Here is a 23,938-nt window from a genome sequence, read left to right as displayed (position 1 = left end):
CCTAAGCCGAGTTTTCAAGGTGCTGCGCCGTCCACTTGGTTTTCGAGACTGGCCTTTTAATTCTAACGTAAAGCCAACCTAGAACGGCGGGGTTTCAGACCCAAAATTTCCGATGATCGACGAGGAAAAAATCTCCACTTGGTCTATTTGTGTTATAATGGGTTGGTTAAAAATGCTGGTGTAGCTCAGTGGTAGAGCAGCTGATTTGTAATCAGCCGGTCGCGGGTTCAAATCCCATCACCAGCTTCTGGGAAAACCAAATGTTTTCAGTCCCGACAAAGCTTTGGTGGCTTGTTTCGCAGCAAGGTTTACTGATTCTGTCGGTCTTTTTTGGTCATTGTTGGGTCAGTTGGTAATGATTCGGTAGTAGTGGCGTAGCCCTCTTGCCTACCTGGTATGAATTGTGTAAAATATTTATTAATAAACATAATTGGAACCCGATCAGTCTTTAAACCTCTAGCTTGATCATGACTTTTCTGATAAATATCTTTTTCTGGCTCCTGTCTAGCTTACTCAAATATCAGTCTAGCACCGAAAAAATACCCCCCCTAGTTCACCTCTATTCCCCTGTCCTAATTGTGGTTCTCACCATACTATCAAGAATGGTTCTATTCATAATGGAAAACCCAAACGTCAATGTAAAGAATGTGGTCGTCAGTTTGTGATCAATCCCACTAATAAAACTGTCTCTGACGAAACCAAACAATTAATTGGTAAACTCTTACTCGAACGAATTTCCTTACGAGTAATTGCTAGAGTAACAGGGGTAAGTTGGTCATGGTTACAAAATTATGTCAACAGTAGTGCGATCGCACTATCCATAACTTGTCCCCTCATCGCTGAAAACCCATGCTATCCTTGAGGTATCCCCCCAAAATCCTCAAATCAAATCGTTATGAACGATGCTGACCTAGATACCAATTCTCCTTTATTGCAAACCCTTCAGACATTACCTGTCCAACAACAACAAGAAATTCTCGATTTTTTGGAATCTATAGTCAATCAACACCATCAAACCCAAATAACCCAAACAGGTAGAATTGCAGGATTATATCAAGGTCAAGGCTGGATCAGCGATGACTTTAACGAACCCCTAACCGATGAACTCTTGCCGCTCCCCAAGCTTCCTCTCTGTCCAGCAATGCTCTAAAGTTGATAAATATCAATCTAATAAAAACTCAAAGCCCTATTGTACAAGCTTTACAAGCATGAGTTGTTGATAGTTTTGCATGACGGTTTCGGTAGAGCCACTTTTATTAGATACCCATAGCTTTATTTGGTGGTCAATTAACTCAGAAAAACTATCACTAACCGGGCAAGATTTGTTATTTGATCGAAATAATCGCTTGTTTTTAATCGTTGCTAGTGTCTGGGAAATGCAAATAAAACTGCAACTGGGAAAATTACAACTTAACCCATCTTTACAGGAATTAATTAAAAATCAAATAACCATTAATAATCTAGAAATACTTTCTATTGATCTAGTACATATCTGGACACTAGCAACCCTTATCCACTATCATAAAGACCCCTTTGATCGACTTTTAATATCCCAATCAATAACCGAAATTATGCCTATTCTGAGCATTGATGAGATATTTGACCTTTACCCCGTTCAAAGAATTTGGTAAATTTCCCAAAATGTTAGGCGATCGCTCACCTCGCAGCTAGGTCAAGCAACACCCCCACCCAACGTCAAGGGCAGACAACAGAAGGATACACATCCCCAAAAAACAACTGTGTCAAAAGCTACAATTTAATAAATCTTTACATTCCTCTCCCTAGCTTAGCGATTCACAGAGCAAGGATTCTCAGGTGTTTTCCCCTGTTTTACTGCTTCTCAGACGAACTATCCTTTTCCGTGAGGGATTGTGGCGCAGTGTGTCGGATTCGCCTTTGCCTTCTCTCTTGACTGATCCTCAACTCGATCGCAAACTAAATTAAACAGGATTACCTCGCACGAGCCAGATGATAGAAATAATTGAATATGGCTAAATTACCAGAGGAAACCCTAACTAGCATTTTTGATCTACTGCGTCAACTGGCAGAGCAGATAGAATCAGAAGAATTAAGCCTAAACAGTAGCTCTCTTTCATTGTAGGCAAAAGGGGAAAGGTTTAAGAAAAAATTATCATCTTCCCCTTGCCAGACTTCTGCAAGCAGTCTATTAATTACGGGATGCTGAAAAAGTTTTTCGTGGGGTGTGGGGTGTAGGGTTTTACCGATTTTGAGGGGGTCAATTACCTAATTTTCAGGGAAAAAGTCCAGGAATTTTACCCCCGATCACTCCCAGATATGGTACTTTTTGATTGACAAAAAGTCTAAAAGTCTTACCCAACAAGGTTTTTAGATTTATTCAGCAAACCCTAATTACTATTTTCTTCAGGAGGAGAAGGTGATAAAACAGGAGGAGCAATCGGTTCAATTTTATCCTCATTAACCGGGGGATTAATCACCTCTGGAACAGGAGAAGGCGAAGGCGAAGGCGAAGGCGAAGGCGAAGGAAGGGGAGAAACTTGAGGACTCGGATCTGTTTCAGGAAGAGGAACAGGAATAGGAATTACTTCTTCTGGGGTGGGACTAGGAGTTAATTCTGGAGTCACTTCTGGACTAGGAATCACCTCTGGGGTAGGAGTGGGGGATGGGGTAGGAGTTGGGGAATAAATGGGAGTCCGTCGGCGAGAAGGTCGTCGGATAGGGGGAAAATCTTGGGAGGGAGGAGGAATGATTTCAGGACTAGGAGAAGGTTCGAGGGTTGGTGATGGTTTGATTTCCTCATTTTTGGGTAAAAGAGCCATAAATCCCCGATATCCCAGGGCAAAAGCTCCAATTGTCACCGCAAAAATCAGCAAAATCCGCAGCCAAGGATTCTTTTTTTCCCCGGAATTGGGTTGAATAACCACAGTGGGGGAGACGGTTGGTTTTTGGGGTGTAGAGGACTTTAATCGGGGACTATGGGGAGAAACTGCGATAGTCGGTTGGGTGGACAAATCCGGGGATATTTCTGCCAAAGCTGCTAACATTTCCCTAGCAGTAGCAAACCGATCCCGGGGATGAAAACGGATCGCTCGATCGATTACCATAGCTAAATTAGGATTAACATTTTCTGCCTCCTGTCGCCAGAGAATTTCCCCCGTGCGCGAGTCAGTTTCTAGATATTGGGGAGTTTTTCCCGTTAATAAAAAAATCGCCGTTAAGCCTAGGCTGTAAAGGTCACTAGAAAAGACCGGTCTCCCGGCAGCCTGTTCCGAAGCCATATAACCGGGGGTGCCAAGGGCGATCGAATAGGCACTTTTTCCCGTAGGATCGAGTAAGGTGGCCACTGCCTCTTTCATTACCCCAAAATCGATTAAAACGGGCAAATTATCACTATTTCTTAAGATAATATTATCGGGTTTCACATCCCGGTGAATAATGCGGCGACTGTGAATAAAATCAAGAACAGGCAGTAAATTTTCTAAAATCGTCCGCACTACCGAGGAAGATAAATTTCCCTGACGTTGCTGTTTTTGGGTTAGTGTCTCCCCTTCAATCCACTCCTGCACCAGATAGAAGTGATTATCTTGGGCAAAATAACCGTACAAACGGGGTATTTGGCGATTTTGCTCTCCCAATTCCTCTAAAACGCTTGCTTCTTTCTGAAAACGTTCTTTTAACCATTCTGGCATCTCCTCACTTTGAATAGCTGGCTGCAATTTTTTAATCACACAGCGCCGTTGAGAAGGCATATTCGTATCGATAGCGATATAAGTTTCCCCAAATCCCCCCCTAGCAAGGATACTAACAATTTGGTAGCGATTGTTTAAAAGCACTAGATTCATTACCCTGAGAGTGCAAGCGTGGTCCTAGATTGTTCCTAGACTAACATTCTTTCGTTAAGGAAAAAGTCAAGGGAAAAACTAGAGTCAAGTCTAAGGAATCCAGCGACGGATTTTCGTCCACAAAGGTGCATTATCTTGACTACTCATCTCCAGAAAACTTTGATAACAATCGTAGGCGCGATTAAGATGGGCGGTGATTTCTGTAGCATTGGGATGGGAATTGCGATCGGGATGCCAATAACACAAGAGAGTTTTATAATTGTTCTCAATCCGGCTAGTCGTGCTAAAAGGAGTAATCCCCAAAACTCGCCACCAAACGGGATTAGCCGACTCTATAATCATCACGGCCAAGGAACGGGGCGAAGGATAGAGAATTTGGGCGATTAATGACCAATCTGACCCATAACACACCCGATAAACCGCTTTAACCCGCTCTTTTCCCAACTGTTCACAAGCTTGTAAATGCCATTGACGAAAATCCCTCCGCATCTGCTGATGAGTTCGCAAATCTCGCCTGGCAAATCTGCCCTCAGCTAGTTTATTGGCCCCAATAGTGTTAAAGTTACCATTAGCGATCGCTTTTAGATCCCAGTAGAGATGATAAAAAGGATCTTGAGCCAAGGCGAGACTTTCGAGAATTTCCTTAGCGTAACCTCTAGCCGGATTTAACCGCAATAATTCCCGTAATTCCCGACAAAACTGCTCATTTTCGGGCATACCGCACCATTGCCAATAATTAATATCCGGTTTTGCCAGAGACTGCCTATATACACTGCGCCACACCTGGGGAACAGTACAGGCGATCGGGGTAGCCAAGGGAGTAGCCAGGGGATAAAATTGACCCTTTAAAGAGCTTTCAGGAGCATCTTCTAGTAAACAAGCAAGATGATAGGCGGGATGACTACGGGGCTTTTTTTGGGGGCTAATAAACCAAAAAGCCGTTAAAATGAGAATTAGGTACAAGAGTAGAGAAAGAATTTGCTCCGCCATCGCCACTTTTAGTTAGTCTGCTCAGTTACCCGAAGAATTATAATTGGTGCTATGGTCGCTGAAAAGTTCTTTGTATCTCGGCTAATCGTCAGAAATCCACAAAACGGGGTGATATGCCGAAAGTTTTCCCATATCCTTACTCTGGTTATTCGGAAAGTTTCTGTATAATTAATAGTTGGATGGCTTAGGTTATCGGTTGGGGCATACTTGAAGAGTGTCTGTTCGAGTTCAAAAATTAAAGTGATCAGCACACCTGGAGCAATATGCGGCAATCAGAATCAAAAATTGCGCTGCTGATTGATGCAGACAACGCCCCTGCATCAAAAATTGAGGCGATCGTCTCTGAAATTGCAAAGTATGGAGTTGCCAATATTCGTAAGGCTTACGGAAACTGGAAAAGTCCTGCGCTGAAAGCCTGGGAGGAGTGTTTGCATGAATACGCTATTCGCCCCGTCCAACAGTTCGACTATACGAAGGGCAAAAATGCTACTGATGCTGCAATGATTATTGATGCAATGGATTTGCTGTATACACAACAGTTGGATGCTTTTGCAATCGTGTCGAGCGATTGTGACTTTACTCCTTTAGTGATGCGAATTTTGACAAATGGCTTAAAAGTCTATGGATTTGGCGAGAAGAAAACACCATTGCCTTTTGTTTATGCGTGTTCAACATTTTTATACCTAGAAACTATTGATCAAGCAGTAAATTCTGAGGAGACTTCCAAAGTTTCTGCAAGTGTGAAGAAAACTGGTAAAGAGTTGAAGCAAGACACCAAATTAATCAGTTTATTGAGGGGCGCTGTTTCTAGCACTCTAGACGATGATGGTTGGTCGAATTTGGCAGAGATTGGCGGACACATAGCAAATCAGACATCTTTTGACCCACGCAACTACGGATATGCAAAGTTGAGTGGCCTGTTCGAGGCTATTGACTTATTCGAGATTCAGCGAAAAAATAAGGCAGTCTTCGTGAGGAGCAAGCAAAAGAATGGCACTACTCCAAAAACGTAGTGCAGATCTAGTAGGATGCGTTCCTTAATGCAAGTCCTACCGCTGCAGCGATCAATTTTGGGGAACACACCATGGTCATTGATTCAAGTAAATGATAATAAGCTAAAAACGTCTAGGCACAGCGACAGACGGGAGTGCGATCGGATATAGACAAATATGGGGGCATTTTACCTTACTTTTTGGAGCCTTGATCTGTGTGCAATATGACATGATTAATAGTAGAAACAGCGAGTAAAGAGCATGACTACCTATCAAGATGTTCGCCGGCAAGTGGAGAATCTCACCCCAGACGAGCAACTTCGCTTGTTAAAAGAGTTAGCTGTAATGGTACGTCGCCCTATGCTTGTCAAGCCCAAGCATAGCATTATGGAACTAGAAGGACTAGGAAAAGAAATCTGGAATGGACTTGATGCTCAAGAGTACGTTAATCAGGAACGAGCCTCATGGAATGGCTAATGCAACTACAAGGTCAAGTTGTGGGTTTGGATACCGCGCCACTCATTTACCTGATCGAGCAAAATCAGGTATATTTAGGGCTTGTTCGTGCCTTTTTTGGGGCGCTAAGTCGAGGCGAGTTTCAAGTTGTTACCTCTACGTTGACGCTGACGGAAGTTTTGGTGCATCCATTACGCTCAGGCAATGTAGAACTTGCCTGCCAGTATCGTGATATTCTTCTCGATCAAGAAAACTTAATTACAGTACCTATTTCTGTTGAGATTGCCGAAGTTGCCGCCCAGTTAAGAGCAAGACAAAACTTGCGAACTCCAGACGCAATCCAGATTGCCACTGCTATGGGAGAAGGTGCTATGTTTTTCTTGACCAATGATGCCCGTTTAGCTGCTGTCCCAGATTTAAAAGTTTTGGTTTTGGATGCTCTGTAACAGTACGCCAATCTGGTAGAGTTCGTTCCTTGAACATTGATTAAAGTAAATGATAATAATCTAAAAACGTCTAGGCACAGCGACGGACGAGAGTGCGATCGCTTATGATGGGGTTGTAAATTTTTGTTACGAAGTGCAGATATGGTAGGGTGCGTTCCCTAATGCGAGTCCTACCGCTGCAGCGATCGATTTTCAGGAACCCCAACATCCTCACCTATTACCATGAAAGGGTATAATAAGTTTACTTAAGGTCATCAAAGAGGTAACAAAACCTTAATGGAAAGTCGTATCCATATCCATCCAGATATTTGTAATGGAAGACCTGTTATAGCTGGAACCCGAATTCCGGTGCAAACAGTTATGGAATTTTTAGGAGCAGGGGATTCTATTGAAGAAGTAATTGAAGAATATCCTTCTCTGAATCGAGAAGATATTTATGCCTGTATGCAATTTGCAGCAAGATTGATGGCGAATCACTATGAAGTCAGAAAAATTGCATGAATGGTTTTTTCTTTGATGAAAATTTACCAGCTAAAATCCTCTTCACTCCATCTTTACCGATCATTTTTAGGGAGAAGTCCAAGGGATACGGAAATTTGGCAATATGCAAAGGATAAAAAACTGGTTATTGTTACGAAAGATACAGACTTTTCCGATCAAATAATGCTTAATTTTTTTTGCACCTAAAGTAGTACATCTCCGTTTTGGCAATATACGAAAACGAGAATTTCATCAGTTTTTAGCTCCTATTTGGCCAGAAGTTGAAGCTTTGGTTATTGAACATAAATTAGTTAATGTCTATTTAGATAGAATTGAAGCATTTAGATAATTTTTCCTAACATTCATTGCGATATCGCTAAGGTGGGTAATGCCTTCCTTACTCTAGGGAAAGTCCAGTAATAATATCTTCTGGGGGAATCCCAGCTTGAATTAAAGTGGTTGTTAATCCTTCTTCAAGATTATCATCTTCAATGACAATTTTATTTTTCAATAAACGAGCGTGAAATAAAATTGTGTTAGTCCATGCTTCTTTTTCCCAACCAGTCATAATTATTAAAAAGTTGCCTGATTCTGGATCACAAACTGGGGTAATTTTAAGGGTTTGTAATCGAGGTTGCATCGCAGACTCTTTTCTGATAACTTGAGTCAGAATATCGGCATAGTTTACTGTGTTATCCATTCGCAAATTATCTCCTTTTGAGGATTATAAATAATTAAATTGATTCTATTACGTTTAATAACCAGTTGGAAAATAGCTTTTTTGAAGTGTTTTAAATAAACCGCTTGACTAATGCCCAAAAAAAGTTTTCTTTCAGGTTCTTGTGAATCTAAAGCCCATTGGTATAATTGAAGTTGTCCTATTGTTTTTTCTAATTCACTGATAACTGAAGGCGTATCAAAGTCTTTGATTTCTACGGCAATTTTACGATCTTCTTTTTCCGCAGCAAAAAACTTTTCTGCTCCTAAATCAGCTTTAAGCAAGGTTTTTTCTAAGGTTAGAATTAAAGGATCATCAGTGATTTTCCAACCCTCTTTTTCTAAAGTATGACGTAATGATAAATGTAGATCGTCTCGTCTGGACATCCTTATAAACCCTGCTTAAGAGGTTCGATTTCTATTCTACTACAGTTCGCCCTAATTCGGATTTATTATGACCGAAAAAGCGGTAAGGTGGGCAATGCTCACCCTACTATTTCTATTTTCGCTTGGTCAGGCTAGAGACTAACCCTAATCCTCCTAATCCTAACAAGGCAACAACGGAACTCAGTGCAGATCTGGTAGGGTGTGTTCCTTAAACATTGATTCAAGCAAATGATAATAATCTAAAAACGTCTAGGCACAGCGACGGACGGGAGTGCGAGTGCCGTCGAATAATTGTAAATTTTTGTTACGAAGTGCAGTCAGATTGAAGAATTAGTGATATGGTCGCTGAAAAGTTCTTTGTATCTCAGCTGATTGTCAGAAATCCACAAAACGGGGTGATATGCCGAAAGTTTCCCCATATCCTTACTCTGGTTATTCGGAAAGTTTCTGTATAATCAATGGTTAGCTGGCCTCGTAATATCACGATGTATCTGATTAGGAGCGATATTATGCGACTTAGTGAAAACTTTTTACAGCCAGCATTGTCAGATGATTTTTACTGGCTCAACGAGCCGACGCATTATCGTTTGGGTAATGGGTTGGAAATTTCTACAGATGAAAAAACTGATTTTTGGCAAAACACGCACTATGGTTTTCAAAGAGACGATGGGCATTGCTTATTGATGCGACAAGTTGGCGATTTTTCCCTAATGACCCAAGTAGAATTTCAGCCTCGGGAAAAATATGATCAATGTGGCCTAATGGTGCGGATTGACAGTCAGAATTGGATAAAAGTTTCCACGGAATATGAAAGCGAACAAGCTAGTCGGCTTGGTTCTGTGGTGACCAATTTGGGATATTCTGATTGGGCAACGCAAGACATTTCTTCACGATACCGCGAAATGTGGTATCGCATCAGTAAACGGGGGAGCGATTTTCTGCTAGAGAATTCTTATGATGGGCAGGCTTGGCTGCAAATGCGGATCACACACTTACACAAGATAGCCGACGATTGCGAAATCGGAGTGTATGCCTGCAGCCCGATAGGCAAAGCGTTTCGCTGTTGTTTCAAAACCTTGCAAATCTCAGACAATCAGTGGCTGGCAATACCGGAAGCCAGCTAACAACCGTATGCACCCGACTGGCACTTATGCGCCTTAACGCCTGGCTTGTTATGGTTCACGGCTTGTCTGTCTTATGCTAGAGTTTCATAATTACCCAAAGCTAATGAGGCAAAAAATAATGACGGACAAAAATAAGCCAGAAGAAGTTCAAGAAGCAATGATTTCAGTGGGAGTGGGTACAGCGATTGGAGCTAGTGCATCGGCAGTAGTTGGCGGTATGGGACTTGCTGTAGGAGGAACTGCTCTAGGAGTCGGTATGGCTCCAGTAGCAGCAGCAGGAGCAGTTGTCGGCACAGCAGTTTACGGAACCAAAAAAGCAATAGAAGAACAAGACGCAACGGCAATTGGAGCAGCGGCAATTGGTGCGGGTGCTGGAGCCGGTATATCAGCATTAGTTGGAGGTATGGGATTAGCAGTAGGAGGGACGGCAGTTGCAGTGACGATGGCTCCCGTAGCGGCAGTAGGAGCAGTAATTGGTTTGGCTGGGTATGGGATCTCTAAATTATTCACTGAGTAAGTAATGGCTAAACGGAAAAGACAGTCCCCCAATGCTGCTCAAAAATTAGTAAGAGGAGCAATTCGGGACTTTATTAATCAGGTTAATGGCATAGTTATTGAGCCGGAGATAAATACTCCTGTAAAGGGGACAGAGGCTTGGTATCGGGACAAACTGGCTAGAGAATTAGGAGGAAAAACCGAGGTTTACATTGATAAGGTAGGTAGAATAGATGTCTTAACTAATACTGAAATAATTGAAGTTAAAAATACAAAAGGCTGGAAATCAGCGATCGGGCAAATCAAGAGTTATGGACAGTATTATCCCAAGCATAAAATGAGAGTTCACCTATTTGGGAAATTGACTGAGAGTAAACTGGAAACTATCCAGAGAGTATGTAACCTAGAAGGTATAACTCTAACTTGGGAATAGTATTATCACCGCTATGGTAGATATGGTAAAGTGCGTTCCCTGATGCGAGTCCTACCGCTGCAGCGATCGATTTGAATGATTATAAGCTAAAAACCTCTAGGCACAGCGACGGACGGGAGTGCGATCGGATATAGACAAATATGGAGGTATTTTACCTTACTTTTTGGAGCCGTGATCTGTGGGCAATATGACATGATTAATGGAAGAAACAGGGAGTAAAGAGCATGACTACCTATCAAGATGTTCGCCGGCAAGTTGAGAATCTCACCCCAGACGAGCAACTTCGCTTATCAAAAGAGTTAGCTGTTACCTCTACGTTGACGCTGACGGAAGTTTTGGTGTATCCATTACGCTCAGGCAATGTAGAACTTGCCGGCCAGTATCGTGATATTCTTCTCGATCAAGAAAACTTAATTAGGGTTTGCTGTATAGTTCCCCAGAGGGAATCTAGGAGCCACACAGTTGGCAAAATGGTAGTTTCGTCCCTTAGTTTCTCAATTTTATCTGGCGTTCGCTAATAAAAGTGCCAGGGTTTTGAGTCCCTCCGATCGATTTCTCAACGTTTGTTTCTGGCACTTTTTTGGCTGAAAAAGTAACAAAACCCTTTTCTGGTAAGGCTTTCACTGATATTCAGCCAGCCCTAATTTAGGTTAACTACTCCCCCACAAGCCCGCTTTTAAGTACATATATTCTACCTTTTTGTGATTGCTATTTTGAGTATCTTACCTATACCCTACTGAATTTTACCTATCAATCTACTTTTCGACTGCAAAAACCAAAATCAGTCCATATCTTGACTGCAAAAACGGTATTTTAACTTTATATGGGCCATTGACAAGCCTAAAAGCTTTCTTTAAACTAGATTCAGTGCATAAACAAAAATTCCGATAAGTACCTATTGCAGTAGGACTTCTCGGACGTTTGTATGTACTTAATTGTTTTTGGACATTTTTTCAAGGTTAATTATGACTCAGATCACATCGGCTGTCAATGACGACGGCTACCGTTCCACTGCTGACATCGTACACTGTCAAAGACAAGATGAAGCGCAGACTTTAGCTTTCGCTGATTCGGCCACATCAGGAGCGAGAGTTTTTATTTGTCATGTTTACGAACAGGGGGGAAGAACTCATCTAGTTTTTTCTCTACCTTGTAGTCTGCTGATTGAATTGGCAAAATTACAGAGTGCTGAAGCTAAAAAGAATAAGTCTAACGCGGACGAAGTCATGAACAGACCACTTATTCCCCAGCACGTTAACGAGATTGCAAAGTATTTGCTAGATACGGACCAGTATATTTTGCCCCCATTCATCTTTAACTCGAATACACCGATCAAAGTTTTTACCTATGGTGCAGGTCCAGTCAAATTCGGTTATGCTGTTATGCCAATAGATGTAGAACTTTATGTTACTGATGGTCAACATCGGTTAAAAGCGATCGAAAAAGTTTTACCTGAAAAACCTGACTTGCGTAACGACAGCGTAACTGTGCTGGTAGTTCAAGAAGCAGATATGGATCAAATTCATCAAGATTTTGCCGATTGTGCCAAAAATAAACCCATCCCTCCTGCTTTATTGGCTGCTTTCGACGTTACCGATCCTCTTGCTAAGTTAACTCGGACAATTACTAAAGATTTAGTCATTTTCAATGGACGGATTGATAAAATCTCTCGTACTATCGGAAAAGACACCAAATATATGTTTACTATGAGTCAGTTAAGAATCGGTGTCGCTGAATTTCTTTTTGGTTCATCTCGAAAACCAGTTATAGAATCTCATTCTCGTCAAAGTAAGAGTGAATTTTTCCTGATGTTAGAGAGATTAAAGATTTTTTACACAGAATTCGCCAAAAACAATGATACTTGGCGACTTTTGCTACAACCTGCATCTCAAACGGTCAATCTCAACTTGTACGATCTCAGACAACAGCGTGTGGATTTTAATACCGTTGGGTTTCAGGTACTTAGTCGAATTGGACATTTAATCTTTTTTGGACAAGAATTCACTGATTTACAGCGAGAAGCTCTAATTAAAGCACTTGCGGGTTTGGATTATACCCGTGACTCAGCTTTATGGCTAAATAGTATCGTGATTGATGATGCTGGTGCTAAAAAGATAGTTACACAGACAACAGCAGTCGATAAAGCGTTTAAAATCGCCAGAGATGCTGTACAAGAGAAAACTGGGATAGTTTTAATCTAGTTTCGAGTAGATTTAGAGCAATTCAGTCTTATATACCTTCTGAAATCACAAGCAGAGATCGAGCAGTTTTGCTTTATCTCTCTTTTTGTGTGACTATTGATAGGTTTTACTAATTAGACATACAGTATAGAGAGGAGAACTTTAAAAGCATATATGTAATGACCGCAATCCAAACCTCTCTACTACCAAATCGTACTATTGATGAGTTCGTGGAAGATATTAAACTACTGACTCAAGAAGTACAAAAGCTCTACTGTTTAGATGAGATTCCTTGGATTATTGGTGTTTCTTGGGGAAAAGATAGTTCAGCAGTTTTACAGTTAATCTGGAATGCGATCGCTGATTTACCATTAGAGAAGCGACAAAAAACTATTCATGTGATCACCACCGACACAATGGTTGAAAACCCCATTGTCTCTGCATGGGTTAGAAAGTCAATGGAAAAGCTGGAAAAAGCTTCAGAAGCTCACAGAATGCCATTTAAATCACATTTACTCTATCCTGCTGTGGAAGATCGCTTTTGGAGTGGATTAATAGGTAAGGGTTATCCTGCTCCCCGTTTGAAATTTCGTTGGTGTACTGGAAGACTGAAAATTAACGCTTCTAATAACTTTATTCGTGAAGTCATCAGAAATTGTGGGGAAACAATATTAGTTTTGGGAATCCGCAAAACAGAAAGCTCTCGTCGTGCTAAGGTGATGGAAAAATTAGAAGCTAAAAGACTTCGTGAGCGTTTGAGTCCTAATGCAAATATGCCGAATTCTCTCGTTTATAGTCCGATCGAAGATTGGCGTACTGATGAAGTATGGATGTACTTAATGCAGTGGGAAAATCCCTGGGGAGGAGACAACAAAGAATTATTAGCAATGTATCGAGGAGCGACTGCGGATAATGAATGTCCCTTAGTGGTAGATACTTCCACTCCTAGCTGTGGAAGTTCCCGTTTTGGTTGTTGGGTTTGTACTTTGGTAGATAAAGATACATCTCTGAGTATGATGGTTCAGAATGACCAAGAAAAGGAATGGTTACAACCACTCGTAGAACTTAGAAATGAATTAGACCTTTTGGATGATAGAGAGAGACGTGATTTTCGTCGTCTTGTTGGGAAAGTACAATTATTTGAAAGAAACTTAAATGGAGAAATATCGATCGAACCCATACCGGGACCCTATACTAAAAAATGGCGGGAATATTGGCTGAGAAGGGTATTAGAGGCTCAGGAGAGCGTGCGTACTAATGCGCCAGAGGATATGAAAGATATTACCCTAATTACCACGGAGGAACTCAGCGAAATTCGCCGGATTTGGAGGGAAGAAAAGCACGAATTTGATGACCAATTACCGAAGATTTATAAACAAGTGACTGGAGAAACTTTTCAAGATCCGCGACCGGGAGCGGATAATAATCTTTTGGGGAGTGAAGAATGGGATATCCTCGCGGATATCTGTGCCGAGGATTCCATGCACCTAGAATTATTGGCTAAACTTATCGATACAGAACGTCAATATTTTCTAAAAATCTCTCGCAAGGGTATTTACAAAGACCTAGAAAAATGCTTTGAGTCTAGTTCTCGTAGTAAAGAGGAAGCGATCGAAAATGCTCGTTATGTCTATGATCTAAAGAATGCCGCTCAAAGTGGCAATATTGCTCAGGTGAAAGAACAACTCAAGGAGAGTTTTAGTGAACCGGAAAAAGACCCGCAAAAACAGTTAACTTGGGCCAGTATGAAATTCCCTACAACCGATGAGGAGGAGGAATAACGGGTTTATGTAGGGTTTGCTGAATAAATCTAACAACCTTGTTGGATAAGGTTTTTAGACTTTTTTTCCCTCAAAAAGTGCCGACCATTGGAGTGATTGGGGGGAAAATCCCTGGACTTTTTCCCTGAAAATTAGGTAATTGACCACCTGAAAATGGGTAAAACCCCACACCCCACACCCCACACCCCACACCCTACCCCCACGAAAAACTTTTTGCCGCAAACCCTATGTAAACTGGCGATCGAGTGGACTACCAATAAAATTACCATTTCCCGATGACGAGATGAAACCCTACCAAAAAATTCCTATTCGTGAATGTGGGGAACCCCTAGTACCTATACCCGCAGATAAGTTTGTTATCCCTTCTCCCCATGCTTACGAGAAATTAGGAGCTAATTATCGGGGTAAATCTCCCTATTTTTTGCGACAAGGGGTGTTAAATCCCCTGATTGATGCTCAAAACCGTCTGCAAGTCTATCAACCCGGTTGGCAAATTTTGATTTTTGATGCCTATCGACCGGTGGAAGTGCAACAATTTATGGTCGATTATAGTTTTCAGACTCTCCTAGACACAAAAGGATTAGCCAGAGAGAAACTATCGAAGGCAGAAAGTCAAGCGATTTTAACAGAAGTTTACACTATTTGGGCGGTTCCCAGTGATAATGCCGCCACCCCGCCACCCCATAGTACCGGAGCAGCGATCGATATTACCCTAGTGGATGAGAAGGGACAAGCCATCGACATGGGTGGAGAAATCGATGAGATCGGAGAGCGATCGCATCCCGATTATTATATCGCCGCAAAAAGCCCGCAAGAACAGAGCTATCATCAAAAACGAGTTTTATTGGCTAAAGTGATGAAGGAGGCGGGATTTAGCCGACATAAGGGGGAATGGTGGCATTTTTCCCTAGGGGATCAGATGTGGGCCTGGTCGCTCGATCGACCCTACGCCATCTATGGCAGAGTTGAGGATCAGGGAGATAGCTGTTAGGGGTAAACTGAAAGCAGCTGGTCTATATCAATACTGATATACTAACAAAAGAAGACTCAAAGCTTAGACCGGCTTCTGATCGATGATCGCCAAGATTTGCTCAACAAAAGCTTGGTGATCAACCACTGGTTTAGAAATATAACCATCGGCCTGACTCTGCTTGAGAAAATTCTCTCGATCGCCCTCCATAGCGTGAGCAGTGACGAGAATAACGGGTAAATCGGCGGTTTCGGGGTTAGCTTTGAGAATTTGGCTGATTTTAATACCATCTACCGCTTTCCCTTCATAGACACTATGGGAGAGGGAGACATCCATTAAGATCACGTCCGCTTTCTTGTCCCGAGCAATACGAAGCACTTCTTCCACATCTTCAGTCCCTTTGACCTCTAGACCACCTCGTTTGGTCAAAATTTTGGCAAAAACGCGAAAATTTATCGGGTCGTCTTCTACAATCAAAACAGTCGTCATAGGGAAGCTCAGGGATAAACAAGGTTAAAACGGGCAAAATGCCTTATGATTCACAGCTAGACAGATTAAAAACGAGAGACTCATGGCCAAACAACTGGATTTCTTAGCTACTGGTCAAATTATACCCACGGCCTTACACCAAGAGATGGAACGCTCCTATCTAGAATATGCCATGAGTGTGATCGTGGGGCGAGCCTTGCCGGATGTACGCGATGGACTAAAACCAGTCCATCGTCGCATATTATACGCTATGCACGAACTCGGTTTAACCCCCGATCGCCCTTTTCGCAAATGTGCGCGGGTGGTGGGGGATGTCTTGGGTAAATATCATCCCCACGGCGATCAGTCAGTGTACGAGGCACTGGTTCGTATGGTACAGGATTTTTCCAGTCGTTACCCACTTTTATCGGGCCATGGTAACTTTGGTTCGATCGATAACGACCCCCCGGCGGCCATGCGTTATACCGAAACCCGTTTGGCCGGCATCGGCGATCAGGCGGTTTTAGGGGGAATTAGCGATGCTATCGTTAATTTTAGCAGTAATTTTGATAATTCTCAACAGGAACCCGTTGTTTTACCCGCTCAGTTACCGATACTGATTCTTAATGGTTGTTCGGGTATTGCGGTAGGGATGGCGACTAATATCCCTCCCCATAATTTAGGGGAAGTGGTGGAAGGTTTAATCGCTTTGATCGATAATCCCGATTTAAGCGAGGAAAAGTTAGTAGAAATTATCCCCGGTCCCGATTTTCCCACGGGAGGCGAGATTTTAGATGATACCGGCATTCGCGAGGCCTATCGCACCGGTAGGGGGATTATTCCCGTGCGCGGAGTGGCGAAAACTGAAACAATTATCATTGAGGGCAAGCGCCGAAGGGAAAGGACGGCAATTGTGGTTACTGAGTTGCCTTTTCAGGTGAATAAGGCGGCATGGATTGAAAAAATCGCCGAATTAGTTAATTTAGGGAAATTGGAGGGAATTGCCGATATCCGCGATGAAAGCAATCGCGAAGGCATTCGGGTGGTGATTGAATTAAAGCGGGAAAGTCAACCGCAGCAGGTTTTGGCGGCTTTATACCAACAAACGGCCCTACAGACTAATTTCGGGGCAATTATCCTCGCTTTGGTCGATAATCAACCCCGGCAGTTGTCTTTAAAACAAGTTTTACAGGAATTCTTGCACTTTCGAGAAACAACTCTCACCCGTCAGTATGGCGATGAGTTGCAACAGGCCAGCGATCGCTTACACTTAGTCGAGGGTTTATTATTAGCTTTGCAGAATATCGATCGAGTGGTGGATATTCTCAAAAATGCTCCCGATGGGACGACGGCTAAGTATCGTTTTCAGGCAGAATTGGGCATTAGTGACCCTCAAGCTGATTCTATCTTAGCTATGCCTCTGCGTCGTTTAACCGGTTTGGAAAGACAAAAGTTAGAGACGGAAGCGACGGAATTACAAACAAAAATTCAACAGTTAGAAACTCTCCTCCATAACCGTCAGGAGTTTCTCAAGTCTCTGAAAAAAGAATTGCGCTCTTTAAAGAAAAAATTCGCCGATAGCAGACGGACAAAAATTCGCACCGGCAAGTCGGGGGACAGGAGACAGGAGACAGAAGGGAAGAAACAGGATTCTGTGGTTAAAAAACAGGAGACAGTCCCGATGAAAAAATTTTCACCCCCACAGACGAAAGAGGTTTCCTTACCTACACCCGACACCCCACACCCCACACCCTCTTTGAAGTCAGAAGTTAAAAAACAGGAGAATAAAGTTAAGAAAAAGTCTGAGAGTGAGAATGAACCGATTTTAAGCCTATTTACGCCCCAAGAACCCCCAGAAAATGCGATTTTATTGCTTGATGCCGAAGATAAAATTAGTTGGACGACACCAGAAGAGCGAGTGCCGGACCGGGGTTTAATTATCTATCAACAGGCGATCGAAAAACGGGAAAATTTTCTAGTTATCCTCGATAATGCTAAAGCTTACCCGATTGCTATCCGGGAAGTCCCCCCGCAAGCGAATCAACCGGTGTTAATCTCCAGTCTGCTGACCAAAACCGCCCAAAAAGAGTCAGAAGCGGTGTTAAATCAATTTTTCTTGACGGAACCTCAAAAAAATCAAGAATTGCTTTTACTGAGTCAACAGGGGCGAATAAAGCGACTTCCCATCAATGAATTAGAGGGGGTTGGTAGTCGGGGTTTGTCCCTGATGAAATTGAAAGAAGATGATCGCCTATATGGTGCTATTTTTACTCACGAAGGCCTAGACTTAGCGATCGCCACCAGTAGCGGTCGGGTGTTGCGTTATCCTGTGCGCGAGGAATTATTGCCAATTATGGGTAAATCTGCCCAGGGTTTAGCAATTTTGCGATTGCGCTACGGGGAACATCTAGCTGGCTGTGTTTCTCTCCCCCATCGGGAAAATCTGCTGCTGATTTCGGGATTAGGTTACGGAAAAAGACTGGCGATCGAGAATTTACGCCTATCACAATTAGGCGATCTTGGTTCACCCGCTTTACAATTCGTCAACAAACAGGATAGTTTAGCGGCCATGGTAGCGGCGCGGGCGGGGAGTATAGTGTTATTAAGTACCAATCAGGATCGAAAACTACCCTTAGAAGTGGAAACTGTGGCAGTCACGGGTAAAGACGGGACAGGTTCACAATTAGTCAAACTCAACCCCACAGAAAAAATTATCAAAGCACAATTGTTACACCATCTCTAAGTCAATGGCGAAAAAACCGAAAAATGTTGCTCGTAAACACCGAAATTGGCAAAAATGGTTAAAACTAACTCTAATTCTGGTTTTTGGGTTTATTATCCTTAATTTAGCGATTAATTTAGCCATCCGCTGGCCAATTAATCAACAAAAACCCGTTGATGCCATCTTAGTTTTGGGGGGCAGCATTCGTCGGGAAATTTATGTGGCCAATCTGGCCAAGCAATACCCCAATATACCGATTTTAATTTCCCAAGGCTCGAAAGATCCCTGTATTTTATTACTATTTGAACGGGCAAAAGCACCAAAAACTAACGTCTGGTTAGAAAAGTGTGCTAATTCTACCTTCGGCAATTTTTTCTTTGCCGTGCCAATTTTAAAACAATGGGGAGTACATAAAGTAAAAGTTGTCACTTCTCCTACTCATTTACCCCGCGCTAAATGGTTAGCAGAAATTCACTTGCAATCCCACGGTATAGCAGTAGAAATCGATGCAGTCCGAGAAATTGGTATCCCTGGTAATCACGAATCAAAGCTAAAAACTGGTTTAGATGTGACTAGAAGTATAATTTGGGCTTTTGTCGGACAATTAATCTCTCCCCCCTGTTGGCAAGTCATTCCCTTAAATTCCGTTGATTTAGAAGCTTGGCGCGATCAAGGTTTTCAATGTGAATATCAAGGTAAGATCAGCTAAACCATCCTCTCCCAGTTAGTTTTTTAGCGGCTGCATCCCATGTTTGTAAATCTACTAAGTTGGGGTTTTTAAAGGCAAACTCTCTCTTCCCATTTGTCACTTCCCTATCCCTTTTAAATAGGATTTAGCATCAGAAACCCTATCGGGAATTTGCGCGGGAATTTGCGATCGCATCTAGAGCCAGATTCAGTTTCAGCACGTTAACCCCCGGTTCGCCGAAGATGCCGAGAAAGCGCTCGTCGGTGTTTTTGATAATCAGTATCTCCACTTGATTCGTCGGTAATCCCCGCACCTGCGCCACCCGCTCGATCTGCGCTCTGGCGGCCTCTGGGGTGATATGGGGATCGAGACTGGAACCGGAGGTATATACCAGAGCTGCGGTGGGTTTGATTCCCGCTTTCTCTAATCGGGGAATCTCCCCCTCTATAGCTTTCGCCGGATCAGGATCGGGTTTTCCTTTAATGCGATCGATCAATACAGGGTTACTGGGAGCTAGGTTACTCGCTCCCGAAATTCCGGTTTGCAGGATCTTGTTAGGATCGTTTTTCGGATCGGCCGTACTGTAGTCGGTGGTACTCGGACGACTATTAAAATAGCGATCGCTGGTGAAAGGTTGCCCAATTAGAGCCGAACCCACCACTTGACCTTGATTATTGGTAATTAAACTCCCGTTCGCTTGCCAGGGAAAAAGAATTTGACCGATGGCGATCATCGAGAAAGGATAGATCAGCGCAGTGATCACCCAGAGAACTAGGGTAGAACGGATGGCTCTACCGGCCTCGCGTGCAAAACTCATAATTAGGGTTTACTGAAAAAGTTTGTTGGTGGAGTTAGGAGTCAGGAGCCAGTAGTCAGGAGTCAGGAGAATTAAGAATAAACAACAATCAATGAAAGAGTCTATTTAGAGATTTTCTGCTTTTTCCCATTTTTGAACTCTCAAAAATTAATTGTGCCAGAAATCTCTTAAAACCTCTCCGGGACAAAGATGACAAGGAACAGATAGATAAATAAAGCAAAGGCGACTAATCCTAAAAGGGTTAACGCAGAAGCTTGCCACCTATCGATAGTGCTTCCCGTAGAAGCTTGAACGATGGAGGAGAAAAGAATTGTTAGACAGAAATTTAAGAAAATATACCAGAAAAATCGGTATTTTCTAGGGGCTGCTTTCATAAGAATTAGAGTTTTTTGGAGATTTGTTTTTGCCAGTAAATCAAGAAAATAAGTAGGTAGGCGTTAAAAATTATCAGACACCCCCCTTATCAAGGGGGGATTAAGGGGGGATCGACACCCCCCTTATCAAGGGGGGATTAAGGGGGGATCGACACCCCCCTTATCAAGGGGGGATTAAGGGGGGATCAAAGACAAAATCTATTTTCAATTTAATTATAACTACTTACTTAGCTGTAGTTGTCGATAGGTTATCTTTTTCTCCTTTTTCAATTCATAGTTAAGAATACATTGGCCTACATATCTAGCCAAATTAATAGGAACAGCATTGCCAATCATTTGTTCTAGATTAGATTTTGTTCCTGTAAAAATAAAGTCTTTAGGAAAAGTTTGAATATAGCTTCGCTCCCTCGTTGTTAGCGGTCTTAATTTTTCCTTAAGATGACAAGCATCCCCGGGATGTTGTCGATAGGTTTTGGGAGCTGGTCGATTTACTCCTCGAATAGTAGGGCTAGGTTCATAAATACTGAATATCGCCCTTCTTTGATAGCTTCTAGGATGTCTATAATAGTATTCTATATCTAATTCTTTGCCCACATAGTCAAATACAGTCAGAGGTTGACTTGATAGATTTTCATTAATTTCATCGATTAAAAAATCATCTTCTTCCTTCATTTTACCGATCAGAAAATATCTTTTTCTAGTTTGAGGAACTCCGCAGTAACAAGAATTAATAACTTTTTCAGTTAAACCATAACCATGACTTTTAAAAATTTGTTTTGCCTGAGTGAGTATTTTACTTTTCTCAATTCTATCCACATTTTCCATAACAAACCATTGGGGACTTACTCTGGTGACAATTTCAGCGAATGTGAGCGTTAGATTCGCTCGTCCTAAACCCTCGTTTCTCTTACCAGCACTGGAAAAGTCTTGACAAGGAGGGCTGCCGACAATAATCTCAGGATTATATTGAGCCAATATTTCTTGGCTAGATTCTCTAGATAAATCGACATTAAATATCGGATGACTAAAGTTATTTCTATAGACATCTATAGCAGGTATCCAATTATCAAATGCAGCCACAATAGTAAACCCTGCTTTCTGGAAACCTAAAGATAAACCACCACAACCAGCGAATAAATCGATTGTGATCATTTTGCTCCCTCCTCTAAATTGACTCTCGAAAGCGTAAAATAAATTATCGGAATCGGGAGCTAGACCGTATAACTCTTGTGTACTTAACTCCCCAGGTTGAATTTTTAAATTTTCATCGAGTTTCAGATATACATTTTTCAGTCCTTTCCCATCTAAGTAAGCGCACAAAGAAGCTGGAAATGAGGAGTTAAATTGATTTTTACCCCAGGTTTTTTTTTGGGTAAAATCCCGATTCGAGTGCTTCAATCCGAATAAACTAGGCTTAAATATTGCCGATTTTCCCATTACCTCAACCCGATCGCTGAAATTATCTCATCAATAATCTTAATAGCAATAAACGGCGCAATCATGCCTCCCACGCCGTAGATGAGGATATTGCGCCGCAATAGTTGGTCAGCCGTGAGCGGGCGAAATTGAACGCCTTTAAGTGCCAGGGGAATCAAAACGGGGATAATCAGGGCATTGTAGATCAGGGCTGAGACGATCGCCGATTGAGCGCTTTTCAAACCCATGATATTTAAAGCACCGATCCCGGCAGCGGCGAAAATCGTCGGGATAATGGCGAAATACTTAGCGATATCGTTAGCTACCGAAAACGTGGTCAGGGCGCCGCGGGTAATTAATAACTGTTTGCCGATGGTCACTAAATCGATCAGCTTGGTCGGGTCGGAATCGAGATCCACCATATTAGCCGCCTCCTTTGCCGCTTGGGTTCCGGAGTTCATCGCCACACCGACATTAGCCTGGGCCAGTGCCGGTGCGTCGTTGGTTCCGTCCCCCGTCATAGCAACTAACTTGCCCTTGGCTTGCTCGCGACGGATCACCTCGATCTTATCTTCTGGGGTGGCCTCGGCGATAAAATCATCCACCCCCGCCTCCGCCGCGATCACCGCCGCCGTGATCTGGTTGTCGCCGGTGAGCATGATCGTTCTCACACCCATGCGCCGTAATTGGTCGAAACGTTCTTTTAATCCCGGTTTCACGATGTCTTTGAGATAGATCACCCCGTAGATATCGTTACCCCGACAGACGGCCAGGGGAGTTCCCCCCAAATGGGAAACCCTTTCCTGTGCCTCATCGAGGGTCTCGGGAACGGAACCACCCCTAGAACGGACGAAACCTTTAATCGCGTCTACGGCTCCCTTACGGTATTCCTCCCCGTCCCTATCGGTGCCGCTCATGCGGGTACGAGCGGAGAATGGGATTGCCTCGCTGGGTTGGCCATCGATATCGAGGTTTGCGCCCAAATTCCGGGCTAAGGCAACGATCGAGCGTCCTTCCGGGGTTTCGTCGAAAAGGCTGGCCGCTAGACAGACGCGGGCTAATTCCTCGAGGTTATGACCGTTGACGGGGATAAATTCGTCAGCTAGCCGGTTGCCGAGGGTGATTGTTCCCGTTTTGTCGAGAAGGAGGGTATTTACGTCGCCGCAGGCTTCCACGGCGCGTCCAGAGGTGGCAATGACGTTAAACTGAGCCACACGATCCATCCCGGCGATACCGATCGCACTCAATAAACCGCCGATCGTCGTGGGAATGAGGGCGACGAGGAGGGAGATCAAGATGGCGATACTGGAGCCGGCCCGAAAGGTATCCGCAACCGCAGGACTGAGGCTCGTTTCCAGAAAACCAGCGATATAGTTCCCGATCGAGGGAATCGTGGCCACGACAATTAAAAAGACTTGGGTTAACACAGCCAGAAGTACCGTCAGCGCGATCTCGTTGGGGGTTTTCGTGCGCTCGGCCCCTTCCACCAGGGAGATCATGCGATCAATAAAACCCCGGCCGGGATCTTGGGTGATCCGCACTGTCAACTCGTCCGAGAGAAGCCGCGTACCACCGGTGACGGAACTGGCGATGTCAGTGCCGGGTTGTTTGAGGACGGGGGCCGATTCTCCGGTGATCGCCGATTCATCCACCGAACCGATTCCCTCGATCACTTCCCCGTCGGCGGGAATCACGTCCCCGGCCAGCAGTTTTACCCGATCACCCCGATGCAAGGCCGTGGAACTGACCGACTCGATCGATCCGTCGGCCAGGATTTTTCGGGCGATCGAGTCGCTGCGGGTGGAGCGTAGGGCATCGGCCTGGGCTTTTCCCCGTCCCTCTGCGATCGCCTCGGCGAAGTTGGCAAACAGCACCGTCAAGAAGAGGATCAGGGTGATGATGCCGTTAAGTAGCCGTTGTTGTCCCCTCTCCCCAGCGATCGTGCCGAATAGATGCGGGTCGATCGTCACCAGGGCCGTGACGATTGTTCCCAACCAGACCACGAATAGGACAGGGTTACGCACGGCGATGCGCGGGTCGAGTTTGAGGAAGGACTGCCGGATCGCGCTTTGATAGAGACCGGTTCGGTTTACCTTGGGGGTATGGCGGCGGTCGTCCCGGCGACCTCTCGGCACTCGCAACGGGCGGGGGGACTTAGAATTTCCTCTGTTCGTTCTCATA

General features: G+C 43.5%; 25 protein-coding genes, 1 tRNA gene and 2 pseudogenes. 18 read left to right on the top strand and 10 right to left on the bottom strand.

Annotated elements, in window-relative coordinates:
• The first annotated feature begins 174 nt into the window (after window positions 1-174).
• From EWV60_RS00230 to EWV60_RS00215, 4 genes and pseudogenes are all read left to right on the top strand, one after another.
• Window positions 175-246: transfer RNA gene (locus EWV60_RS00230), tRNA-Thr, on the top strand.
• A gap of 349 nt (window positions 247-595) precedes the next feature.
• Window positions 596-799, top strand: a pseudogene (locus tag EWV60_RS00225) (IS1/IS1595 family N-terminal zinc-binding domain-containing protein); the annotation flags it as partial.
• A gap of 96 nt (window positions 800-895) precedes the next feature.
• Window positions 896-1,150, top strand: coding sequence for a DUF2281 domain-containing protein (locus tag EWV60_RS00220; RefSeq protein WP_287230132.1), 255 nt, complete (start codon window positions 896-898; stop codon window positions 1,148-1,150).
• A 79-nt stretch (window positions 1,151-1,229) separates the two neighbouring features.
• Complete coding sequence (locus EWV60_RS00215) at window positions 1,230-1,631, top strand: type II toxin-antitoxin system VapC family toxin (protein WP_287230130.1); 402 nt, start codon at window positions 1,230-1,232, stop codon at window positions 1,629-1,631.
• Window positions 1,632-2,366: 735 nt separating this feature from the next.
• Here the strand turns inward: EWV60_RS00215 and EWV60_RS00210 are convergent.
• Both EWV60_RS00210 and EWV60_RS00205 read right to left on the bottom strand, forming a co-directional pair.
• Window positions 2,367-3,821, bottom strand: coding sequence for a serine/threonine-protein kinase (locus EWV60_RS00210; protein WP_287230128.1), 1,455 nt, complete (start codon window positions 3,819-3,821; stop codon window positions 2,367-2,369).
• A gap of 90 nt (window positions 3,822-3,911) precedes the next feature.
• Window positions 3,912-4,811: a J domain-containing protein gene (locus EWV60_RS00205; RefSeq protein ID WP_287230139.1), complete on the bottom strand. Its 900-nt coding sequence runs from the start codon at window positions 4,809-4,811 to the stop codon at window positions 3,912-3,914.
• 263 nt (window positions 4,812-5,074) lie between these two features.
• On the opposite strand from EWV60_RS00205, the gene EWV60_RS00200 reads away from it, so the two are divergent.
• The 5 genes from EWV60_RS00200 (at window position 5,075) to EWV60_RS00180 (ending at window position 7,392) form a co-directional block, all read left to right on the top strand.
• The gene (locus EWV60_RS00200; protein ID WP_012265277.1) at window positions 5,075-5,824 is read left to right on the top strand and encodes an NYN domain-containing protein; all 750 of its coding nucleotides are present in this window, start codon (window positions 5,075-5,077) and stop codon (window positions 5,822-5,824) included.
• Between the two features lie 240 nt (window positions 5,825-6,064).
• Window positions 6,065-6,280 carry a hypothetical protein gene (locus EWV60_RS00195; RefSeq protein ID WP_002746864.1) on the top strand — a complete coding sequence of 72 codons (216 nt, stop codon included), beginning with the start codon at window positions 6,065-6,067 and terminating at the stop codon, window positions 6,278-6,280.
• A complete protein-coding gene (locus EWV60_RS00190; RefSeq protein ID WP_004161546.1) occupies window positions 6,268-6,705 on the top strand; it encodes a type II toxin-antitoxin system VapC family toxin in 438 nt (145 codons plus the stop codon). The genes EWV60_RS00195 and EWV60_RS00190 overlap by 13 nt, the downstream gene beginning before the upstream one ends.
• 276 nt (window positions 6,706-6,981) lie before the next feature.
• A complete protein-coding gene (locus EWV60_RS00185) occupies window positions 6,982-7,206 on the top strand; it encodes a DUF433 domain-containing protein (protein ID WP_287230125.1) in 225 nt (74 codons plus the stop codon).
• On the top strand, window positions 7,207-7,392 hold the full coding sequence (locus EWV60_RS00180; RefSeq protein ID WP_353734366.1) for a DUF5615 family PIN-like protein: 186 nt from the start codon (window positions 7,207-7,209) through the stop codon (window positions 7,390-7,392).
• Window positions 7,393-7,582: 190 nt separating this feature from the next.
• Here the strand turns inward: EWV60_RS00180 and EWV60_RS00175 are convergent, their stop codons facing one another.
• Together EWV60_RS00175 and EWV60_RS00170 are read right to left on the bottom strand one after the other, a co-directional pair.
• Complete coding sequence (locus EWV60_RS00175; RefSeq protein ID WP_287230123.1) at window positions 7,583-7,885, bottom strand: element excision factor XisI family protein; 303 nt, start codon at window positions 7,883-7,885, stop codon at window positions 7,583-7,585.
• The gene (locus EWV60_RS00170) at window positions 7,870-8,289 is read right to left on the bottom strand and encodes a XisH family protein (protein ID WP_002774526.1); all 420 of its coding nucleotides are present in this window, start codon (window positions 8,287-8,289) and stop codon (window positions 7,870-7,872) included. The genes EWV60_RS00175 and EWV60_RS00170 overlap by 16 nt, the downstream gene beginning before the upstream one ends.
• Window positions 8,290-8,798: 509 nt before the next feature.
• Here EWV60_RS00170 and EWV60_RS00165 point away from each other — a divergent pair.
• The 7 genes from EWV60_RS00165 to EWV60_RS00135 all read left to right on the top strand — a co-directional run bounded on the left by EWV60_RS00165 (window position 8,799) and on the right by EWV60_RS00135 (window position 15,293).
• Complete coding sequence (locus tag EWV60_RS00165) at window positions 8,799-9,413, top strand: DUF1349 domain-containing protein (protein WP_069474515.1); 615 nt, start codon at window positions 8,799-8,801, stop codon at window positions 9,411-9,413.
• 118 nt (window positions 9,414-9,531) lie between these two features.
• On the top strand, window positions 9,532-9,930 hold the full coding sequence (locus EWV60_RS00160; RefSeq protein ID WP_002746868.1) for a hypothetical protein: 399 nt from the start codon (window positions 9,532-9,534) through the stop codon (window positions 9,928-9,930).
• Between the two features lie 3 nt (window positions 9,931-9,933).
• Window positions 9,934-10,341, top strand: a complete 408-nt coding sequence (locus EWV60_RS00155; RefSeq protein WP_002774524.1) for a hypothetical protein — start codon at window positions 9,934-9,936, stop codon at window positions 10,339-10,341.
• A gap of 224 nt (window positions 10,342-10,565) precedes the next feature.
• Entirely contained in the window at window positions 10,566-10,859 is a 294-nt protein-coding gene (locus tag EWV60_RS00150; RefSeq protein ID WP_287230118.1) for a hypothetical protein, read from the top strand.
• Between the two features lie 447 nt (window positions 10,860-11,306).
• Complete coding sequence (locus EWV60_RS00145; RefSeq protein WP_002732807.1) at window positions 11,307-12,542, top strand: DNA sulfur modification protein DndB; 1,236 nt, start codon at window positions 11,307-11,309, stop codon at window positions 12,540-12,542.
• A gap of 158 nt (window positions 12,543-12,700) precedes the next feature.
• Window positions 12,701-14,302: a DNA phosphorothioation system sulfurtransferase DndC gene (gene dndC, locus EWV60_RS00140; RefSeq protein WP_002734842.1), complete on the top strand. Its 1,602-nt coding sequence runs from the start codon at window positions 12,701-12,703 to the stop codon at window positions 14,300-14,302.
• Window positions 14,303-14,585: 283 nt separating this feature from the next.
• Window positions 14,586-15,293 (top strand): M15 family metallopeptidase, encoded by a 708-nt coding sequence (locus tag EWV60_RS00135; RefSeq protein ID WP_287230116.1) that lies wholly within the window; start codon window positions 14,586-14,588, stop codon window positions 15,291-15,293.
• Window positions 15,294-15,356: 63 nt separating this feature from the next.
• Here EWV60_RS00135 and EWV60_RS00130 read toward each other — a convergent pair whose 3' ends face one another.
• Entirely contained in the window at window positions 15,357-15,761 is a 405-nt protein-coding gene (locus tag EWV60_RS00130; RefSeq protein WP_002744345.1) for a response regulator, read from the bottom strand.
• Between the two features lie 82 nt (window positions 15,762-15,843).
• Between EWV60_RS00130 and EWV60_RS00125 the strand changes: the two genes are divergently transcribed.
• A complete protein-coding gene (locus EWV60_RS00125; protein ID WP_287230114.1) occupies window positions 15,844-18,483 on the top strand; it encodes a DNA gyrase/topoisomerase IV subunit A in 2,640 nt (879 codons plus the stop codon).
• Window positions 18,484-18,487: 4 nt separating this feature from the next.
• Window positions 18,488-19,171: a YdcF family protein gene (locus EWV60_RS00120; RefSeq protein WP_123230173.1), complete on the top strand. Its 684-nt coding sequence runs from the start codon at window positions 18,488-18,490 to the stop codon at window positions 19,169-19,171.
• A gap of 139 nt (window positions 19,172-19,310) precedes the next feature.
• Here EWV60_RS00120 and kdpC read toward each other — a convergent pair whose 3' ends face one another.
• The 5 genes and pseudogenes from kdpC to kdpB all read right to left on the bottom strand — a co-directional run bounded on the left by kdpC (window position 19,311) and on the right by kdpB (window position 23,937).
• The gene (gene kdpC / locus EWV60_RS00115) at window positions 19,311-19,967 is read right to left on the bottom strand and encodes a K(+)-transporting ATPase subunit C (RefSeq protein ID WP_190537922.1); all 657 of its coding nucleotides are present in this window, start codon (window positions 19,965-19,967) and stop codon (window positions 19,311-19,313) included.
• A 167-nt stretch (window positions 19,968-20,134) separates the two neighbouring features.
• On the bottom strand, window positions 20,135-20,341 hold the full coding sequence (locus EWV60_RS00110; RefSeq protein ID WP_287230109.1) for a potassium-transporting ATPase subunit F: 207 nt from the start codon (window positions 20,339-20,341) through the stop codon (window positions 20,135-20,137).
• 219 nt (window positions 20,342-20,560) lie between these two features.
• The gene (locus EWV60_RS00105) at window positions 20,561-21,493 is read right to left on the bottom strand and encodes a DNA cytosine methyltransferase (RefSeq protein WP_287230134.1); all 933 of its coding nucleotides are present in this window, start codon (window positions 21,491-21,493) and stop codon (window positions 20,561-20,563) included.
• Between the two features lie 12 nt (window positions 21,494-21,505).
• A pseudogene (locus EWV60_RS00100) lies at window positions 21,506-21,778 on the bottom strand (HindVP family restriction endonuclease); the annotation flags it as partial.
• The gene (kdpB, locus tag EWV60_RS00095; protein WP_287230108.1) at window positions 21,778-23,937 is read right to left on the bottom strand and encodes a potassium-transporting ATPase subunit KdpB; all 2,160 of its coding nucleotides are present in this window, start codon (window positions 23,935-23,937) and stop codon (window positions 21,778-21,780) included. The pseudogene EWV60_RS00100 and the gene kdpB, both read right to left, overlap by 1 nt.
• Between the last annotated feature and the right edge of the window lies 1 nt (window position 23,938).

It is taken from the genome of Microcystis sp. Msp_OC_L_20101000_S702, assembly GCF_007095705.1.
GTDB classification, from domain to species: domain Bacteria; phylum Cyanobacteriota; class Cyanobacteriia; order Cyanobacteriales; family Microcystaceae; genus Microcystis; species Microcystis ichthyoblabe_A.
Note: the sequence above shows the minus strand (reverse complement) of the source record. Positions and strands in the feature narration are given on the sequence as shown.

Coding starts and splice junctions, on each gene's coding strand:
- EWV60_RS00110 (WP_287230109.1), bottom strand. CDS start 20,341: ATGAAAGCAGCCCCTAGAAAATACCGATTTTTCTGGTATATTTTCTTA.
- kdpC (WP_190537922.1), bottom strand. CDS start 19,967: ATGAGTTTTGCACGCGAGGCCGGTAGAGCCATCCGTTCTACCCTAGTT.
- EWV60_RS00190 (WP_004161546.1), top strand. CDS start 6,268: ATGGAATGGCTAATGCAACTACAAGGTCAAGTTGTGGGTTTGGATACC.
- EWV60_RS00220 (WP_287230132.1), top strand. CDS start 896: ATGAACGATGCTGACCTAGATACCAATTCTCCTTTATTGCAAACCCTT.
- EWV60_RS00160 (WP_002746868.1), top strand. CDS start 9,532: ATGACGGACAAAAATAAGCCAGAAGAAGTTCAAGAAGCAATGATTTCA.
- EWV60_RS00215 (WP_287230130.1), top strand. CDS start 1,230: ATGACGGTTTCGGTAGAGCCACTTTTATTAGATACCCATAGCTTTATT.
- EWV60_RS00125 (WP_287230114.1), top strand. CDS start 15,844: ATGGCCAAACAACTGGATTTCTTAGCTACTGGTCAAATTATACCCACG.
- EWV60_RS00205 (WP_287230139.1), bottom strand. CDS start 4,811: ATGGCGGAGCAAATTCTTTCTCTACTCTTGTACCTAATTCTCATTTTA.
- EWV60_RS00195 (WP_002746864.1), top strand. CDS start 6,065: ATGACTACCTATCAAGATGTTCGCCGGCAAGTGGAGAATCTCACCCCA.
- EWV60_RS00155 (WP_002774524.1), top strand. CDS start 9,934: ATGGCTAAACGGAAAAGACAGTCCCCCAATGCTGCTCAAAAATTAGTA.
- EWV60_RS00135 (WP_287230116.1), top strand. CDS start 14,586: ATGAAACCCTACCAAAAAATTCCTATTCGTGAATGTGGGGAACCCCTA.
- EWV60_RS00130 (WP_002744345.1), bottom strand. CDS start 15,761: ATGACGACTGTTTTGATTGTAGAAGACGACCCGATAAATTTTCGCGTT.
- kdpB (WP_287230108.1), bottom strand. CDS start 23,937: ATGAGAACGAACAGAGGAAATTCTAAGTCCCCCCGCCCGTTGCGAGTG.
- EWV60_RS00145 (WP_002732807.1), top strand. CDS start 11,307: ATGACTCAGATCACATCGGCTGTCAATGACGACGGCTACCGTTCCACT.
- EWV60_RS00185 (WP_287230125.1), top strand. CDS start 6,982: ATGGAAAGTCGTATCCATATCCATCCAGATATTTGTAATGGAAGACCT.
- EWV60_RS00200 (WP_012265277.1), top strand. CDS start 5,075: ATGCGGCAATCAGAATCAAAAATTGCGCTGCTGATTGATGCAGACAAC.
- EWV60_RS00165 (WP_069474515.1), top strand. CDS start 8,799: ATGCGACTTAGTGAAAACTTTTTACAGCCAGCATTGTCAGATGATTTT.
- EWV60_RS00180 (WP_353734366.1), top strand. CDS start 7,207: ATGGTTTTTTCTTTGATGAAAATTTACCAGCTAAAATCCTCTTCACTC.
- EWV60_RS00120 (WP_123230173.1), top strand. CDS start 18,488: ATGGCGAAAAAACCGAAAAATGTTGCTCGTAAACACCGAAATTGGCAA.
- EWV60_RS00175 (WP_287230123.1), bottom strand. CDS start 7,885: ATGGATAACACAGTAAACTATGCCGATATTCTGACTCAAGTTATCAGA.
- EWV60_RS00150 (WP_287230118.1), top strand. CDS start 10,566: ATGACTACCTATCAAGATGTTCGCCGGCAAGTTGAGAATCTCACCCCA.
- dndC (WP_002734842.1), top strand. CDS start 12,701: ATGACCGCAATCCAAACCTCTCTACTACCAAATCGTACTATTGATGAG.
- EWV60_RS00210 (WP_287230128.1), bottom strand. CDS start 3,821: ATGAATCTAGTGCTTTTAAACAATCGCTACCAAATTGTTAGTATCCTT.
- EWV60_RS00105 (WP_287230134.1), bottom strand. CDS start 21,493: ATGATCACAATCGATTTATTCGCTGGTTGTGGTGGTTTATCTTTAGGT.
- EWV60_RS00170 (WP_002774526.1), bottom strand. CDS start 8,289: ATGTCCAGACGAGACGATCTACATTTATCATTACGTCATACTTTAGAA.